This window comes from Variovorax sp. 01N429, assembly GCF_056399425.1.
In genome coordinates this window covers 308,853-324,003 of record NZ_JBFTRG010000006.1, presented here as the reverse complement: position 1 = coordinate 324,003, position 15,151 = coordinate 308,853, and the positions used below count along the sequence as shown (strand labels likewise).

The 15,151-nt window shown below is 62.5% G+C and carries 12 protein-coding genes and 2 tRNA genes; 9 read left to right on the top strand and 5 right to left on the bottom strand.

The features are described from left to right. Positions 1–61: 61 nt before the first annotated feature. Entirely contained in the window at positions 62–733 is a 672-nt protein-coding gene (locus tag AC1DSF_RS13820; RefSeq protein ID WP_478123431.1) for an SIMPL domain-containing protein, read from the top strand. A 33-nt stretch (positions 734–766) separates the two neighbouring features. Here the strand turns inward: AC1DSF_RS13820 and AC1DSF_RS13815 are convergent, their stop codons facing one another. Then, a complete protein-coding gene (locus AC1DSF_RS13815; protein ID WP_478123430.1) occupies positions 767–1,537 on the bottom strand; it encodes a 3-hydroxybutyrate dehydrogenase in 771 nt (256 codons plus the stop codon). Between the two features lie 246 nt (positions 1,538–1,783). Between AC1DSF_RS13815 and AC1DSF_RS13810 the strand changes: the two genes are divergently transcribed. The 5 genes from AC1DSF_RS13810 to rimO all read left to right on the top strand — a co-directional run bounded on the left by AC1DSF_RS13810 (position 1,784) and on the right by rimO (position 6,709). Next, positions 1,784–3,925 carry a RelA/SpoT family protein gene (locus AC1DSF_RS13810; protein WP_478123971.1) on the top strand — a complete coding sequence of 714 codons (2,142 nt, stop codon included), beginning with the start codon at positions 1,784–1,786 and terminating at the stop codon, positions 3,923–3,925. Between the two features lie 47 nt (positions 3,926–3,972). Then, positions 3,973–4,049, top strand: a tRNA-Val gene (locus AC1DSF_RS13805). Positions 4,050–4,237: 188 nt separating this feature from the next. After that, positions 4,238–4,603 carry a hypothetical protein gene (locus tag AC1DSF_RS13800; protein WP_478123429.1) on the top strand — a complete coding sequence of 122 codons (366 nt, stop codon included), beginning with the start codon at positions 4,238–4,240 and terminating at the stop codon, positions 4,601–4,603. Between the two features lie 126 nt (positions 4,604–4,729). Further along, entirely contained in the window at positions 4,730–5,263 is a 534-nt protein-coding gene (phaR, locus tag AC1DSF_RS13795; RefSeq protein ID WP_478123428.1) for a polyhydroxyalkanoate synthesis repressor PhaR, read from the top strand. 39 nt (positions 5,264–5,302) lie between these two features. Further along, complete coding sequence (gene rimO, locus AC1DSF_RS13790; protein ID WP_478123427.1) at positions 5,303–6,709, top strand: 30S ribosomal protein S12 methylthiotransferase RimO; 1,407 nt, start codon at positions 5,303–5,305, stop codon at positions 6,707–6,709. A gap of 87 nt (positions 6,710–6,796) precedes the next feature. On the opposite strand, the gene AC1DSF_RS13785 is transcribed toward rimO, so the two are convergent. After that, a tRNA-Leu gene (locus AC1DSF_RS13785) sits at positions 6,797–6,881 on the bottom strand. An 81-nt stretch (positions 6,882–6,962) separates the two neighbouring features. On the opposite strand from AC1DSF_RS13785, the gene rnr reads away from it, so the two are divergent. Together rnr and AC1DSF_RS13775 are read left to right on the top strand one after the other, a co-directional pair. Beyond that, positions 6,963–9,215, top strand: a complete 2,253-nt coding sequence (gene rnr / locus AC1DSF_RS13780; protein ID WP_478123426.1) for a ribonuclease R — start codon at positions 6,963–6,965, stop codon at positions 9,213–9,215. 15 nt (positions 9,216–9,230) lie between these two features. Beyond that, on the top strand, positions 9,231–9,992 hold the full coding sequence (locus AC1DSF_RS13775) for an SDR family oxidoreductase (RefSeq protein WP_478123425.1): 762 nt from the start codon (positions 9,231–9,233) through the stop codon (positions 9,990–9,992). An 8-nt stretch (positions 9,993–10,000) separates the two neighbouring features. Here AC1DSF_RS13775 and AC1DSF_RS13770 read toward each other — a convergent pair whose 3' ends face one another. The 3 genes from AC1DSF_RS13770 to AC1DSF_RS13760 are packed head-to-tail and all read right to left on the bottom strand — an operon-like array spanning position 10,001 to position 14,105. Continuing rightward, complete coding sequence (locus AC1DSF_RS13770) at positions 10,001–11,482, bottom strand: NAD(P)H-hydrate dehydratase (RefSeq protein ID WP_478123424.1); 1,482 nt, start codon at positions 11,480–11,482, stop codon at positions 10,001–10,003. Positions 11,483–11,500: 18 nt separating this feature from the next. Then, on the bottom strand, positions 11,501–12,757 hold the full coding sequence (locus tag AC1DSF_RS13765) for a D-amino acid dehydrogenase (RefSeq protein ID WP_478123423.1): 1,257 nt from the start codon (positions 12,755–12,757) through the stop codon (positions 11,501–11,503). Positions 12,758–12,770: 13 nt separating this feature from the next. Then, positions 12,771–14,105, bottom strand: coding sequence for an amidase (locus tag AC1DSF_RS13760; RefSeq protein WP_478123422.1), 1,335 nt, complete (start codon positions 14,103–14,105; stop codon positions 12,771–12,773). 208 nt (positions 14,106–14,313) lie between these two features. Between AC1DSF_RS13760 and rpsB the strand changes: the two genes are divergently transcribed. After that, a complete protein-coding gene (gene rpsB / locus AC1DSF_RS13755) occupies positions 14,314–15,069 on the top strand; it encodes a 30S ribosomal protein S2 (RefSeq protein ID WP_478123421.1) in 756 nt (251 codons plus the stop codon). The last annotated feature ends 82 nt before the right edge of the window (positions 15,070–15,151 follow it).

Below are 15,151 nucleotides of genomic sequence, written 5' to 3'. Positions count from 1 at the left end.
ACCTGACTTGAGGTTTCCTGAATTGATCAACATCAAACGACTCGCGGTATGCGCCGTCCTGATGAGTGCCACCGCTGCATGGTCCCAGAACGTGACGCTGCCATCACCGCAGAATGTGCTGCAACTGTCGGCCGACTCGTCGGTCGAGGTGCAGCAGGACCAACTCAGCATGACGCTTTCGACCACGCGCGACGGCTCCGACGCCGCCAGCGTCCAGAGCCAGCTGAAGACGGCCCTCGATGCAGCGCTCACCGAAGTGCGCAAGAACGCCCAGGCGGGCCAACTCGACGTTCACACCGGCAGTTTCAGCCTCTTTCCCCGACGCAGCCGCGACGGCAAGCTGACGGGCTGGCAAGGCACCGCCGAACTGGTTCTCGAAGGCCGGGACTTCCCGCGCATCGCCCAGACGGCGGCGAAGATCTCTACGCTGACCGTCAGCAACGTCGGCTTCAGCCTGAGCCGTGAGCAGCAGGCCAAGTCGCAAACTGAAGCACAGGCGCTTGCAATCGACAACTTCAAGCAACGCGCCGACGAACTCGCCAAGCGCTTCGGCTTCAGTGGCTATACGCTTCGCGAGGTGTCGGTCAACGCCCACATGGGCGGCCCGATCCGCCCGCGCATGATGGCAATGGATGCAGGCGCAAAGATGGCTTCGGCCGACGCGCCGGTGCCGATCGAAGCCGGCACCACGACCGTCATCGTCAACGTCTCGGGCTCTGTGCAGCTCAAGTAAGACCGCCTGCTGCAGGCTGGGGCTGGACGTCGCCTACTGCGCGGTCCAGCCGCCGTCGACCTGCCAGGCGACGCCCCGCACCTGATCGGCCGCCGGCGAGCACAGGAACACCGCGAGCCCGCCTAACTGATCGACTGTGGTGAATTGCAGCGACGGCTGCTTTTCACCCAGCAGGTCGTTCTGCGCCTGGGCGACTGAAATACCTTCGCGCGCCGAGCGGTCATCGATCTGCTTTTGCACCAGCGGCGTCAAGACCCATCCCGGACAGATCGCATTGCAGGTGACGCCGGTGGTGGCCGTTTCGAGTGCCACCGATTTCGTGAATCCGACAATGCCGTGCTTGGCTGCCACGTAGGCCGACTTCTGCGCCGACGCGACAAGGCCATGCGCCGATGCGATATTGATGACACGGCCCCAGTTGGCCTCCCGCATTGCCGGTACGGCCAGCCGGGTCGTGTGGAAGGCACTGGAAAGATTGATGGCGATGATGGCGTCCCACCTTTCCGGCGGAAAGTCCTCGACCTTGGCAACGTGCTGGATTCCGGCGTTGTTAACCAGGACGTCGATGCGGCCGAAGTGGGCGGCAGCGAACTTCATCATGTCCTCGATCTGCGCTGGCTTGCTCATGTCCGCGCCGTGGTATTCCACCTTGACGCCCATAGCGGCGATCTCGGCCCGCGGGCCATCCGCGTCGCCGAAACCATTGAGCACGATGTTCGCGCCTTGCTGCGCAAGCGCCTTCGCAATAGCAAGGCCGATGCCACTGGTGGACCCCGTGACAAGCGCGGTTTTGCCTTTGAGCATGATGACGATCTCCGAATGAATTAGGATGCAACGAGACCATTATCTTCACCGCGAATTCGCTTCTTCCATGACCGCGCTCGCTTCTCATCACGTCCTCCGTGAGGCTTGCTGGCAGGCACCGCGGGCAATCCTTCTGCATTCGACAAAGTGAAGCGCGAACAGACCAATTTGCACGTCCCGCCCGCTTCGGATTCGCAGGTGGTCGACTATCCGCTGTCGGCGGCAACCGCCGAGCGCGCGCCGGTGATGGAGAACATGCTCGCGCGGGCGCGGGCTTTCGCCGAGCCCCTGATCGCGGACGAAACGCTGGACACTGGCGAGAACACGCTCTCCCATGCCGATGCGGTTGCGGCCATCGTCTCGTCGATGGGCGGGTCGGAGGCCATGCAGGCCGCCAGCTATCTTGTCTATTCTTGCCAGCACCTCAATCGGCCGCAGGAAGTCATCGCCAAGGTTTTCGGCGACAACTTCGCGGCGCTGGCCGTGGAGACAACGAAACTCGTGCACGTGCAGAAGCAGGCGCGCTCGGCCACTGCCAGCGTTCATGCGGCGGATGGCGTCGGCGCCCAGACCGAGAACGTGCGCAAGATGCTCCTTGCGTTCTCGCGCGATCTGCGCGTGGTGATGCTCCGTCTCGCGTCGCGACTGCAGACGCTGCGCTACGCCGCCGCGAGCAAGCGCCCGCCGCCCGAGAACGTGGCGCGCGAATCGCTGCAAGTGTTCGCGCCGCTGGCCAATCGCCTGGGTATCTGGCAGGTCAAATGGGAAATCGAGGACCTCTCGTTCCGTTTCCTCGAGCCGGAGACCTACAAGCTCATAGCACGACTGCTCGACGAAAAGCGCGTCGAGCGCGAAGGCTATGTCGAGCAATTGAGGACACGTCTCGAAAGAGACCTGGCTGCCGAAGGAGTCAGGGCCAAGGTGCAGGGGCGGCCGAAAAACATCTACAGCATCGTCAAGAAGATGCGCGGCAAGTCGCTCGACTTCGCACAGGTCTTCGACATCATGGCGCTGCGCGTGGTTGTCGCGGACGTCAAGGATTGCTATGCGGCACTGGCGTGGGTGCATTCTCATTTCCAGCCGATCGACGAGGAGTTCGACGACTACATCGCGCGCCCGAAGCCGAACGGCTATCAGTCGCTGCATACGGTCGTTCGCGAAGTCGTCGATGGGCATGCGGGCAAGCCGATCGAGATCCAGATCCGCACGGAGGAAATGCACGACCACGCGGAGCACGGCGTGGCCGCGCACTGGGCCTACAAGGAAGCGGGGCACAAGGGATATGCGGGCGTCTGGGCGAGCGGCGAATACGACGCCAAGATCGCAGTGCTCAGGCAACTGCTCGCGTGGGAGCGGGACCTGTCCGGCGGCCAGCAAGGGCAGGGCCTTTTCGACGACCGCATCTATGTGCTGACACCCGATGCGGCAATCGTCGAACTGCCGCAGGGTTCGACGGCGGTCGACTTTGCCTACACCGTTCATACGAGCCTTGGGCATCGCTGTCGCGGTGCGCGCGTCGACGGCGCAATGGTGCCGCTCAACACGCCGCTACAAAACGGGCAGACCGTCGAAATCATTGCAGCCAAGGAAGGTGGCCCATCGCGAGACTGGCTCAACGCCGAGTTGGGCTATCTGGCGAGTCATCGTGCGCGCGCGAAGGTGAGGGCATGGTTCAACGCACAGATCACCCACGAGACCGTCGCGCGTGGCCGGGAAGCCGTCGAACGGCTCCTTCAGCGCGAAGGAAAGACCGCGCTGAAGCTCGACGACCTTGCGTCGCAACTGGGTTTCAAGTCCGCTGACAACCTCTTCGAAGTGGTGGGAAAGGACGAGTTCTCGCTGCGCAACATCGAGGTGCTGCTGCGGCCGCCCGAGCCAGCGCCCGGGCCGGACGATGGGGTCATCATCAAGAAGGCGCGCGGCAGCGACCAGGCAGGGCGCGGCGGCGTGCTGGTCGTCGGCGTTTCGTCGTTGATGACGCAACTCGCCAAGTGCTGCAAGCCTGCGCCGCCCGATGCGATTCGCGGCTTCGTGACCAAGGGCCATGGCGTGAGCATCCATCGCGCCAACTGCAGCAACTTCCGCTCGATGGCCAGTCAGAACGCCGAGCGCGTCATCGATGTCGAATGGGGCGTGCAGAAAGGCGATGCCGGCTCCGTCTATGCAGTGGACGTGGCCGTCGAAGCGGCCGACCGGCAGGGCCTTCTGCGCGACATCTCCGACGTCTTCGCGCGCGAGAAGATGAACGTCATCGGCGTGCAGACGCAGTCGGTGAAGGGCACCGCGTGGATGACGTTCACCATCGAAATCAGCGATGCCGCACGCCTCACTCAGGTGTTGGGTGTGGTGTCGGGAGTGACAGGTGTGCGTTCTGCACGACGCCGTTAAAAAGTGCTCTCGGAGCCTGCTACAATTCGGCCTCTCGAATACAACCTAGGCGCGTAGCTCAGCTGGTTAGAGCACCACCTTGACATGGTGGGGGTCGTTGGTTCGAGTCCAATCGCGCCTACCAATTTTTGGTCACAGCATCTGATTAACCACCAGATGCGCAGCTGATCAAAGTCTTCTTCCTCTCTCCTCTTCCCTCTGTTTTTCGGCATAGCTCAGCCATCGTTCTATGGCGTTCGGGCGACTGGCGACTGACGCGGCAGTTGTGTTACCTTGACTGCATTCACCTCAATGCACCAGGTTTAGGAACCGATGAATACTGCCGCCGAGATCGATCCTTCGCAGGAAGAACTCCGAATCGCGGCGCTGGTGCGCCAGGCGCCGCTCGAATTCGCTCGCGTGGTCTACGGCCTCAACGATCGCGCCAACGGGCGCGCTGGAACCATGGCCGCTGAAGACGTCGCCCGAACTGTCCGCCACGGGACGCCCGTCACACGGGAACGCGCCGAGCAGCGGGCCCGCGGCTACCTGCCACTCGCAGGCCAGGAACACTGCCCTCGCTGCTGGGTGTTCAACGGCACGAAGAACCCACTGCAATATCGCGAAGCGACCGACACCCGTCCCGAGACTGGAATTTGCAAGACATGTGGCGCCGAATACGCGACATCGGTGGACTGAAGCTTCTTCCTCTTTGGCTTCTCCCGCTCCTTCTTCTCCGGTCAGGGTAAACCTTGGCGCAGTGCAATATGAGCGCTCCCTAGAATTGTTCGCGCACCAATTGTTGCGAAACCGAAGGAGTTCCTAGTGCAGAGCAAGAAGTCCGGTGTGAAGCCGGTCCAGCGGGTGATCAAGAAGTATCCGAACCGAAGGCTCTACGACACGGAAACCTCCAGCTACATCACCCTTGCGGAGGTGAAGCAGCTCGTCATGAACAAGGCATTGTTCGTGGTGCGCGACGCCAAGACGGGCGACGACCTCACGCGGAGCATCCTCTTGCAGGTCATCCTCGAGGAAGAGGCGGGCGGGGCGCCCATGTTCACCGAGCAGGTTCTCGCCAGCATCATCCGGTTCTATGGCCAGGCGATGCAAAGCTACATGGGGCCGTATCTCGAAAAGAATATTCAGGCGATGGCAGAGGTGCAGGCCCAGCTTGCCGAAAAGTCCGAAGGGCTGACGCCGGAGATGTGGTCGAGATTCATGGCCTTGCAGTCTCCGGTGCTTCAAGGACTGATGGGGAATTACGTCGAGCAGTCCAAGAATGTTTTCCTGCAGATGCAGGAGCAGATGCAGAAGAACACTGAACAGGTCCTGGGCGCCTTTGGCATCAAGCGTCCCTGAAAGAGGCAGGACGGTCGATAGCTGGGACAATACGGGGATATGAGCGAAGTTGCCTCCCCCGAACGAATTGCCGCGCCAACTGCGCCGAAAGTTGGTTTCGTGAGCCTTGGTTGCCCAAAGGCCCTTACCGACTCCGAATTGATCCTTACCCAACTGAGTGCCGAGGGCTACCAGACTTCGAAGACCTTCGAAGGTGCCGACCTGGTGATCGTCAACACTTGCGGCTTCATTGACGACGCCGTCAAGGAGAGCCTCGACACGATCGGTGAAGCTCTGGCCGAGAACGGTCGCGTGATCGTCACTGGTTGCCTGGGCGCAAAAACTGGTGACGGGGGCGGCAACCTCGTACGCCAGATGCACCCGAGCGTGCTGGCAGTCACCGGTCCGCATGCGACGCAGGAAGTGATGGATGCGGTGCATGCGAACCTGCCCAAGCCGCACGATCCGTTCATCGATCTGGTGCCGCAGGCGTTCGGGGTTGCCGGGCTGAAGCTCACGCCGCGCCATTACGCGTATCTGAAGATCAGCGAGGGATGCAATCACCGCTGCACGTTCTGCATCATTCCTTCGATGCGAGGAGACCTCGTATCGCGGCCGGTCGGCGACGTGCTTTCCGAAGCCAAGGCTTTGTTCGAGGGTGGCGTCAAGGAACTGCTCGTGATCAGCCAGGACACGTCTGCCTATGGCGTAGACGTGAAGTACCGCACCGGATTCTGGGACGGAAAGCCGGTCAAGACGCGAATGCTCGAGCTTGTTCGGACGCTGGGTGAAATCGCAGCGCCCTATGGGGCGTGGGTGCGCCTGCACTATGTTTATCCTTATCCGAGCGTCGACGAGATCATTCCATTGATGGCCAGCGGACAAGTGTTGCCCTACCTCGATGTGCCGTTGCAGCACAGCCATCCCGACGTTCTGCGCCGCATGAAGCGGCCAGCAAGCGGCGAAAAGAATCTGGAACGCATCGCGCGCTGGCGGGAGGTCTGTCCCGAATTGGTGATTCGGAGCACCTTCATTGCCGGGTTCCCCGGTGAGACGGAGGAAGAGTTCGAGCACTTGCTCGATTTCATCCGCGAGGCGGAGATCGACCGCGCAGGCTGTTTCGCCTATAGCCCTGTGGCGGGCGCCGCTGCGAACGACATTGCAGGGATGCTGCCGGAGGGAGAGCGCGAAGCACGGCGTGCGCGCTTCATGGAAGTCGCGGAGGCCGTGTCGATTGCCAAGCTGCGCAAGCGAATCGGCGCCACGATGCAGGTGTTGGTGGATTCGGCACCCGGGTTGGGACGCAAGGGCGGCGTCGGTCGCAGCTACGCCGATGCGCCCGAGATCGATGGCATCGTGCGGCTGCTGCCGCCGGAAAAGATCAGCAAGACATTGAAGGTCGGTGAGTTCACTCGCGCACGCGTCGTCGGCGCTGAGGGACACGACCTGATTGCGCTGCCCATTTGATGTTGGTGATGTTGGGCAGCCCCAACGAAAAAGCCACCGGAGACCGGTGGCTTGAATCGAAAAACCCGGAAAGGGTGAACTTAAACTTGGTGCCCAGAAGAGGACTCGAACCTCCACGATGTTACTCGCTAGTACCTGAAACTAGTGCGTCTACCAATTCCGCCATCTGGGCCCACATACCTGCAAAAGCAGTTATGTTTTGAATTTCAGGAAAGAAGGAGATCATATCAAAAATATTGGCCATCCCAGCGGCTTGCTGGATGAAGTTGAAGGCACAGTCCAAGGACATCGCGATGGTCACGGCTTCGTGCAACGCGATGACGGTGAGGCCGACATCTATCTGCCCCCGAACGAAATGCGTGCCGTGTTGCACAAGGACCGCGTCAAGGCGCGCGTCGTGCGGCAGGACAGGCGCGGTCGCCCCGAGGGCCGCGTGGTCGAGATCATCGAACGCTCCGGGCAGCCCATCATCGGCCGCTTGCTTCATGAGGGCGGAGTCTGGCTCGTGGCGCCGGAAGACAAGCGCTACGGACAGGATGTTCTGATTCCCAAGGGCGCAACAGGCACGGCAAAGGTCGGGCAGGTCGTCGTCGTTCAGTTGACAGAGCCGCCCGCGCTGTTCGGGCAGCCTGTGGGGCGCGTGAAGGAAGTGCTCGGCGAGATTGACGACCCGGGCATGGAGATCGAGATTGCCGTGCGCAAATACGGCGTGCCTCACGAGTTCTCGGAGGCTTGTCTTGCGGAAGCGAAAGCCTTGCCCGACAAGGTCCGCCCAACCGACAAGAAGGGGCGCATCGACCTGACGGACATTCCGTTGGTCACGATCGACGGCGAAGACGCGAGAGACTTCGACGACGCGGTGTATTGCGAACCGGCGAAGGTCGGCCGAGGCAAGGGTTGGCGTCTGCTGGTTGCCATTGCGGACGTGAGCGCCTATGTGCAGACAGGCTCTGCGATCGACATCGATGCATACGACCGAGCGACGAGCGTGTACTTTCCGCGCCGTGTCATTCCGATGCTGCCCGAGAAACTGTCGAACGGGCTGTGCTCACTGAACCCCGAAGTCGAACGGCTGTGCATGGTCTGCGACATGTTGGTTGCGGCCGATGGTGAAATCTACGCATACCAGTTCTATCCCGCGGTCATGTTCAGTCATGCGCGGTTCACGTACACCGAAGTGGCGGCGATTCTCGGCAACACGCGCGGACCGGAAGCTCAGAAGCGCAAGGACCGAGTCAAGGATCTGCTGAATCTGCACGACGCGTACCGTGCTCTGCTCTCGCAACGTTCAAAGCGCGGTGCTGTCGACTTCGAAACCACCGAGACGCAGATCATTTGCGACGACGCTGGCCGCATCGAGAAGATCGTGCCGCGCACGCGCAACGAAGCGCACCGCCTGATCGAGGAGGCGATGCTCGCGGCCAACGTCTGCAGCGCCGACTTCATCGCAGAGGGCAAGCACCCCGGTCTCTACCGTGTGCACGAAGGCCCGACGCCCGAGAAGAAGGAGATCTTGCGCGGCTATCTCAAGGCCATGGGCGTGGGGCTTTCCATCACGGACGATCCGAAGCCGGGCGAGTTCCAGGCGATTGCCAATGCAACTAAGGAGCGCCCCGACGCGCAGCAGATCCACACGATGCTGCTGCGTTCGATGCAGCAGGCGATCTACACGCCGATCAACAGCGGGCACTTCGGGCTGGCCTATGAGGCCTATACGCATTTCACGAGCCCGATTCGCCGCTATCCGGATTTGCTGGTGCATCGCGTCATCAAGGCGATCCTTGGAAAAACCAAGTACCAGTTGCCGATGTTGCCGACACCCGGCGAGGCACATGCCAAGCTCGCCAAACGGCTGGCTTCGCGCGTGAAGTCGCCCACTGCGAAGCCGCAGAAGGCCACCGTGGCACCGAGCAAGGAGGTGCAAGCCTGGGAAGCCGCCGGCCTGCATTGCAGTGCCAACGAGCGCCGGGCCGACGAAGCCAGCCGCGATGTCGAGGCCTGGCTGAAATGCAAGTACATGCGCGAGCATCTCGGGGAGGAATACGGCGGCGTCGTMACGGCGGCCACGACGTTCGGCATCTTCGTCACGCTCGATGCGATGTACGTTGAAGGGCTGGTGCACATCACGGAACTCGGAGGCGAGTACTTCAAGTTCGATGAGCAGCGACAAGAATTGCGGGGCGAACGCACGGGGATCCGCTATGCCATCGGAACCCGCGTCCGCGTGCAGGTGAGCCGGGTCGACCTGGACGGCCGCAAGATTGACTTCAGGCTGGTGCGCGAAGGCGAGGAATTGGGCACTCGCGCCATGAAGGACAAGGGCGTCGCGCCGAGCGGCGTGCCTGTCAAGGCATCGGCCAAGCGAAGTGCGCGCAAGAAACCCGAAGCATTTGCGGAGCGCGATGACCGAGCGGTCGAGCGAGCGCCACAATCGGCGATGCAGGCTTTCAAGACAGCCGTCAAGAAGGCGACCAACAAGATGAAGGGGCGCAAGGCGCGCCGCTGACCCAAGGAGTCATGAATGAGCATGGAGAACAAGAGCCGCATCGCAATCGTCACCGGTGCCGGAACCGGCATCGGCCGCTCTGCCGCGCTGGCATTGCTCGCGGACGGCTGGAGCGTTGCGTTGGCGGGTCGCCGTCTTGAACCGTTGCAGCAGGTGGCGAACGAGTCGGGCGCTGGGGCGCGAGCTTTCGCGGTGTCGACCGATGTGGGCAATCCCGAATCGGTGCAGGCGCTGTTCGCCGGGACGGTCAAACAGTTTGGACGCGTGGATCTGCTTTTCAACAATGCCGGCGTCGGCAATCCGCCAGGGCCATTCGAGGATTGGACACCTGAACAATGGCGGGGTGTGGTCGACATCAACCTGAGCGGCATGTTCTATTGCATCCAGCAGGCGTTTCGGACGATGAGATCGCAGACGCCGAAGGGCGGGCGAATCATCAACAACGGGTCGATTTCTGCGACCGCCCCCCGGCCGAATTCAATCGCCTATACGGCGACGAAGCACGCGGTCGAAGGGTTGACCAAGACGGCATCGCTCGATGGCCGCAAGTACGACATCGCAGTCGGTCAGATCGACGTCGGCAACGCCCTGACTGAACTGGCGGCCCGTATGACGAAGGGTGTTCCGCAGGCGAATGGCGAAGTCGCGATCGAGCCCGTGATGGATGTGTCCATCGTGGGTCAGTCGGTGCTTTACATGGCAAACCTGCCGCTGGAAGCAAACGTGCTTTTCCACACGGTAATGGCGACCAAGATGCCCTTTGTCGGGCGCGGCTGAAAGTCAGATCAACGGGCGCCGGCAGGGACGCTGCCGGAGGCGAGAGCCCCCGCTGTGAGCGGAATGTCGGCTGGCCAGCGATCGGCCAGATCGCCGTGGTGCCAGACGGCTTCCAGGGCTGCGGCAAACGCGGATCGGCCGGCCGCCAGCGCAGCGCCGGTCATCCCTGCAAGTACGTCGCCGGTCCCGGCGGTCGCCAGCCGCGCGTTGCCGCTGGGATTGATCACCGGCACTTCATCGGGCGCGGCGATCACAGTACCTGAGCCCTTGAGCACAACAGTGGCGCCGAATTGCGCTGCAAGCCGAGTGGCGGCTGCGATACGGTTGTTCTGGATGTCGGCGGTGGCCGCTCCGAGCAAGCGAGCCGCTTCGAGTGGATGCGGTGTGAGGATCGTCGGCCGTCTGGAGCGTGTACGCGCAATCAGCAGACCCTGCAGGGCGCTATCGCCAGCGATCGCGTTGAGCGCATCCGCGTCGACCACGAGTCCCGCAGCAGTCTCCAGAACGTGCGGCAACACGTCGGCCACGAGCGCCCCCCCGCCGCATCCGCAGACGACAGTCATCCCTGCAAGGTCCAGGGTATCGGGGCGGCGGAACATCAGCTCCGGTCGCAGGACGTCCAGTGGAACGATGCCCGCGTCAAGTGGCGCGACGAATACGCGCCCCACGCCGGCGTTGACCGCGGCGGAGGCCGCCAGGAGTGCGGCTCCCGCCATGCCCGGGGCGCCACCAATCACTGCGAGGTCGCCGTAACTTCCCTTATGGGATGCCTGCACACGGGGCAGGTGTACCGGAATGCCAGGAAGGCGGGCGACGGGCTTTTCGGAAGCTCCAGAGACACCGAGGTCGTCAAACCAAACATCCCCTGCTGCATCGCGACCCTGCGCAGTGAAAAGGCCCGGCTTGAGTGTCAGAAGGCTCAGGCATGCACGGCGCGAGGCGCTTCTGCCGGGCCGCGGAGGAGCAAGGTAGTTCAAAGAGAGGGTGCCGGTGTCCGCATCCAGGCCCGAAGGTGTGTCGATGCTCAGCACCGGTGCATGACTGCCGCCCATGAGTCGCAGCCAGTCCAGCATCAAACCGCCGGGTGGTCTTGCAGCGCCGATCCCCAGCAGTGCGTCAATGGCCAGGTCATAGTTCGACGGCGGAGCTTCTGAAAAAAGCACGCCGGCCTTCTGCGCGCGCTCAAGGGAGGCCTTGGCGTCCGCGGTTAGCCGGTGGTCGTGGCCGATGCGCGTGACGATGGTGGCGAAGCCGCGTGTCTGCAAATGGCAGGCAGCCTCGAAGCCGTCGCCGCCGTTGTTGCCGGGGCCGCAAGCAATCCAAATGTGCCGAGCGTGCGGCGCGATGGCCATCGCCAGGCGGGCGACCGCGAGTCCTGCGCGCTGCATCAACTCATGAGGCGGCAACGCGGCAGCAGCAGCCTCTTCGATCCGGCGCACCGCCGAAATGTTGAAGAGGTCGGCTGAGGTGGAGGAAGCAATGCGATGCACGTCTGGATGCCTCGAACGTCAACGTTGCAGCAGGCGCTCGACTCCCAACCCCTCGAGATCGATGCCAGGATCCCGGCCTGACATGAGATCTGCAAGCACGCGCGCGCTGCCGCAGGAGAGAGCCCAGCCGCTTGATCCGTGGCCCAGATTCAGCCAAACGCCGGGTACCCCGCTCGGGCCGATCACGGGAGGTCCGTCTGGCAGCATCGGCCGTGCACCTTTCCATTGCTGGACGCCTGAGCGGAGCGTTACCGCGCCGGGGAACCAGTCCTGCAGCACCTTGTAGAGCGTCTGCAGGGACGCAGGATTGAGGGTGTCGAGCGAGCCGCCCAGCTCGGCGCTCCCCGCCACTCGCACGCGCTGGCCCAATCTTGAAATGGCAACTTTGTAGCGCTCGTCCATGACTGCACTACGCGGCGCATTGAGCGACTCGCGGATGCTGGCGCTGATGGAGTGCCCGTAGACCGGTGCGAGCGGAACACGCAAGCCCAGCGGCCTCAGCAGGTTGGCCGAGGCAACGCCGGCGCACACCACCACCGCATCGAAGCGGTGGCCCTCGGAGCCGCTCGCCAGCGCGAGTTCGGTGGGAGCCGAGCGCTTCATGGGCGCGAGGTCGCAATTGAAATGAAACTGAACGCCCAAGGCCTCGGCTTCCCACTTGAGAAGCAGCGCGAACTGCCTGCAATTGGCCACTTCGTCGTCAGGCAGGTGGATGGCGCCGGCGAGAGCGGTCTCATGGCTGAGCGCGGGTTCGATCTTGCGTGCTTCGTCGGCATCGATTTCGCGGAACGCAGCTCCGGCATCGCGCAGCACCTCAAGACCCGCCTGAACCAGTTTCTTCTCGCGCTTTGAGCGCAAGAGCACCAGATAGCCGTCGCTGCGTTCGTATTCCAGTTCGCACGCGGCGGTGATGGCGTGCAGGCGCGTGCGGCTGTAGAACGCCAGGCGCTGCATGCGTGCGCGATTGGCCAAGTAGGTTTCGAGCTTGCAAGCTCGCTGCCAATGCCCCATCCAGCGCACATCTCGAGCCGAAAGAGGCCAACGCAGCTTGATGGCGCCGTGCGTCGAAAAAAGCGACCGGAGGACCTTTCCGCGCATCCCCGGACCGGCCCATGGCGTCACGTATCCTGGCGCCACGACACCGGCATTTGCGAAACTAGACTCCTCGGCGGCGGCGCCGCGGCGCTCAAAGACAACGACGTCATGGCCGTCGCAGGCCAACTCCCATGCAGTGGTGACGCCGATGATGCCGGCTCCCACGATCGCTACTTTCATTCGGTACTTTGCGTCATTGATTTTTTGTTGAGAAGGCACGCTCGGCCTGCAGCGCGGCCGCCAGCACCGTGTCGTCGCGCAGGGCGGCGTGCCAGAGCATGAGGCCCACGGGCAGTTCCCCCGCCGCATGACAGGGAATGGAAATCGCGCAGCCGTCGAGCATGTTGACGACCGAAGGATTGCGCAGCAGCAACGCGTTGATCTTGAAAAATGCCGCATCGCGCTCCTCTCCCGGGGCGACGCTCGCGATGGGAGGGGCCACCATCGGGACCGTGGGTGAAAGGACCGCGTCGAAGGGCGCGAGAGCGGTTTCCATGCGAGAGATCCACGAGCGGCGGGCGTTGACCAACTCGATGTACTCGTACGCCTTCATCGTCGCACCCTTCAGGATGCGCTGCGCCACGCGAGGGTCATAGCCAGCTCCGCTGCGCTCCAGCAGCAGCCGATGCCACGCATAGGATTCGGCCGCTGAAAACCCGCCGGTTGCGTTGATCGCAGGGAGGTCTGCCAGCGCTGGCAGGCTGACTTCTTCGATGTGCGCGCCGGCTTTCCGCAATATTCGGAGCGTTCGTTCGAAGGCGCCAGCTACAACTTGCTCGAGATCGTCCTGAAACAGCTCCTTGGCGACGGCGAAGCGGTAGTTCGCCAGCGGTGCATTTCCGGGCGTGGCTCGACGGGCCGCCAGGATTTCGTGGACGGTGACAGCATCGCGCACCGACCTTGTCATCGCGCAGACGGTGTCGAGGGTGGTCGAAAGCGGCAGCGCGCCATCGGCCGGGACGAGCCGCGCCGTGCTCTTGAAGCCGACGATTCCGTTCAGGGCCGCTGGAATCCGGATCGATCCGCCTGTATCTGAGCCGAGCCCCACGAAGGCCGCGCCCGTGGACACGGAGATCGCCGCGCCGGAGGACGATCCTCCAGGGATCCGCGGCGTTGTCGGGTCGCTCGGGTTCACCGGGGTTCCTAAATGCGGATTGACACCGACACCCGAGAAGGCGAATTCGGTCATGTTTGTGCGCGCCAACAATGCGCCCCCGGCGTGCCGGAGGCGTGCGACAGCGACGGCGTCAGCCTTGGCTGGTGGCGCGTGGGAAAGTACAACGGACCCCGCGGGGGTCGGCTGGTCAGCGACGTCGAACAGGTCTTTGATGGAAAAGGCCAGGCCGGCTAAAGGCGTATGCGCGGCCGCATTGGTGGCTTCCCTGCGTGCCTCGGCGAAGAATGTGCGTGTGAACGCGTTCTTGCAGGCGGGTGACTCCGCGGCAGCCACGGAATGCTCCATTTCAGTGCGCGCGTCGGAGGCGCCCGTCATCAGGGTGATGCGGGTGGCGTGCAAGTCAGGTCGCATGGTGATTTGGGGCCGAAAAAGGGGAGAGGTGGGTGCTATACTCTTTGGGTTTCGCTCCGGGTACTTTTACTCACTTTCCCGGGTATTTTTCCAGGGCGAAGCACATCCGCAAACCAGCCCACTCAAGGTGTTGTGAGTCTTCGAATTTCATCGAAAGAAGGCGCACAAAACGGGCTGGATTTTAGACCCAACCTTTGGAGTTATTGCTATGTCGACGACCATGCGCGAAATGCTCGAAGCCGGTGTCCATTTCGGTCACCAAACGCGCTTCTGGAACCCCAAGATGGCCCCGTACATCTTCGGCCATCGCAACAAGATTCACATCATCAACCTGGAAAAGTCGCTTCCGATGTTCCAGGACGCGATGAAGTACGCCAAGCAGCTCACGGCCAATCGCGGCACCATCCTGATGGTGGGCACCAAGCGCCAAGCTCGTGAAATTGTCTCCGCCGAGGCGCGCCGCGCCGGCGTGCCTTACGTCGAAACCCGCTGGCTCGGCGGCATGCTGACCAACTTCAAGACCGTGAAGACCTCGATCAAGCGTCTGAAGGACATGAAGGCTCAACTCGAAGCCGGCCTCGATAGCCTGAGCAAGAAAGAGCAGCTCACCTTCACGCGCGAAATTGAAAAGCTCGAAAAAGACATCGGCGGCATCCAGGACATGACCGCTTTGCCGGACGCTATCTTCGTGATCGACGTCGGCTTCCACAAGATTGCAGTTGCCGAAGCCAAGAAGCTCGGCATCCCGCTGATCGGTGTGGTTGACTCGAACCATTCGCCTGAAGGCATCGACTACGTGATCCCCGGCAACGACGACTCGTCGAAGGCTGTCACGCTGTACGCCCGCGGCATCGCGGATGCGATCATCGAAGGGCGTTCGAGCGCGGTCAGCGACGTTGTCAAGGCTGTGTCCGAAGGCAACTCCGACGAGTTCGTCGAGGTCGAAGAGGGCGCTTCCGCCTGATTCAAGCTCGTTCGAGCCTGAAGAAGGGGCCTCGAAGCCCCTTTTTTTTAATCTGATTTTCGCGGCGCCCGGTGTGGGCGGC

Excerpts from the sequence above, each read along its gene's own strand:
- AC1DSF_RS13815 (WP_478123430.1), bottom strand. The coding sequence starts at position 1,537 with ATGCTCAAAGGCAAAACCGCGCTTGTCACGGGGTCCACCAGTGGCATC.
- AC1DSF_RS13810 (WP_478123971.1), top strand. The coding sequence starts at position 1,784 with ATGGAGAACATGCTCGCGCGGGCGCGGGCTTTCGCCGAGCCCCTGATC.
- rpsB (WP_478123421.1), top strand. The coding sequence starts at position 14,314 with ATGTCGACGACCATGCGCGAAATGCTCGAAGCCGGTGTCCATTTCGGT.
- AC1DSF_RS13765 (WP_478123423.1), bottom strand. The coding sequence starts at position 12,757 with ATGAAAGTAGCGATCGTGGGAGCCGGCATCATCGGCGTCACCACTGCA.
- rimO (WP_478123427.1), top strand. The coding sequence starts at position 5,303 with ATGAGCGAAGTTGCCTCCCCCGAACGAATTGCCGCGCCAACTGCGCCG.
- AC1DSF_RS13775 (WP_478123425.1), top strand. The coding sequence starts at position 9,231 with ATGAGCATGGAGAACAAGAGCCGCATCGCAATCGTCACCGGTGCCGGA.
- AC1DSF_RS13820 (WP_478123431.1), top strand. The coding sequence starts at position 62 with ATGAGTGCCACCGCTGCATGGTCCCAGAACGTGACGCTGCCATCACCG.
- AC1DSF_RS13760 (WP_478123422.1), bottom strand. The coding sequence starts at position 14,105 with ATGCGACCTGACTTGCACGCCACCCGCATCACCCTGATGACGGGCGCC.
- AC1DSF_RS13800 (WP_478123429.1), top strand. The coding sequence starts at position 4,238 with ATGAATACTGCCGCCGAGATCGATCCTTCGCAGGAAGAACTCCGAATC.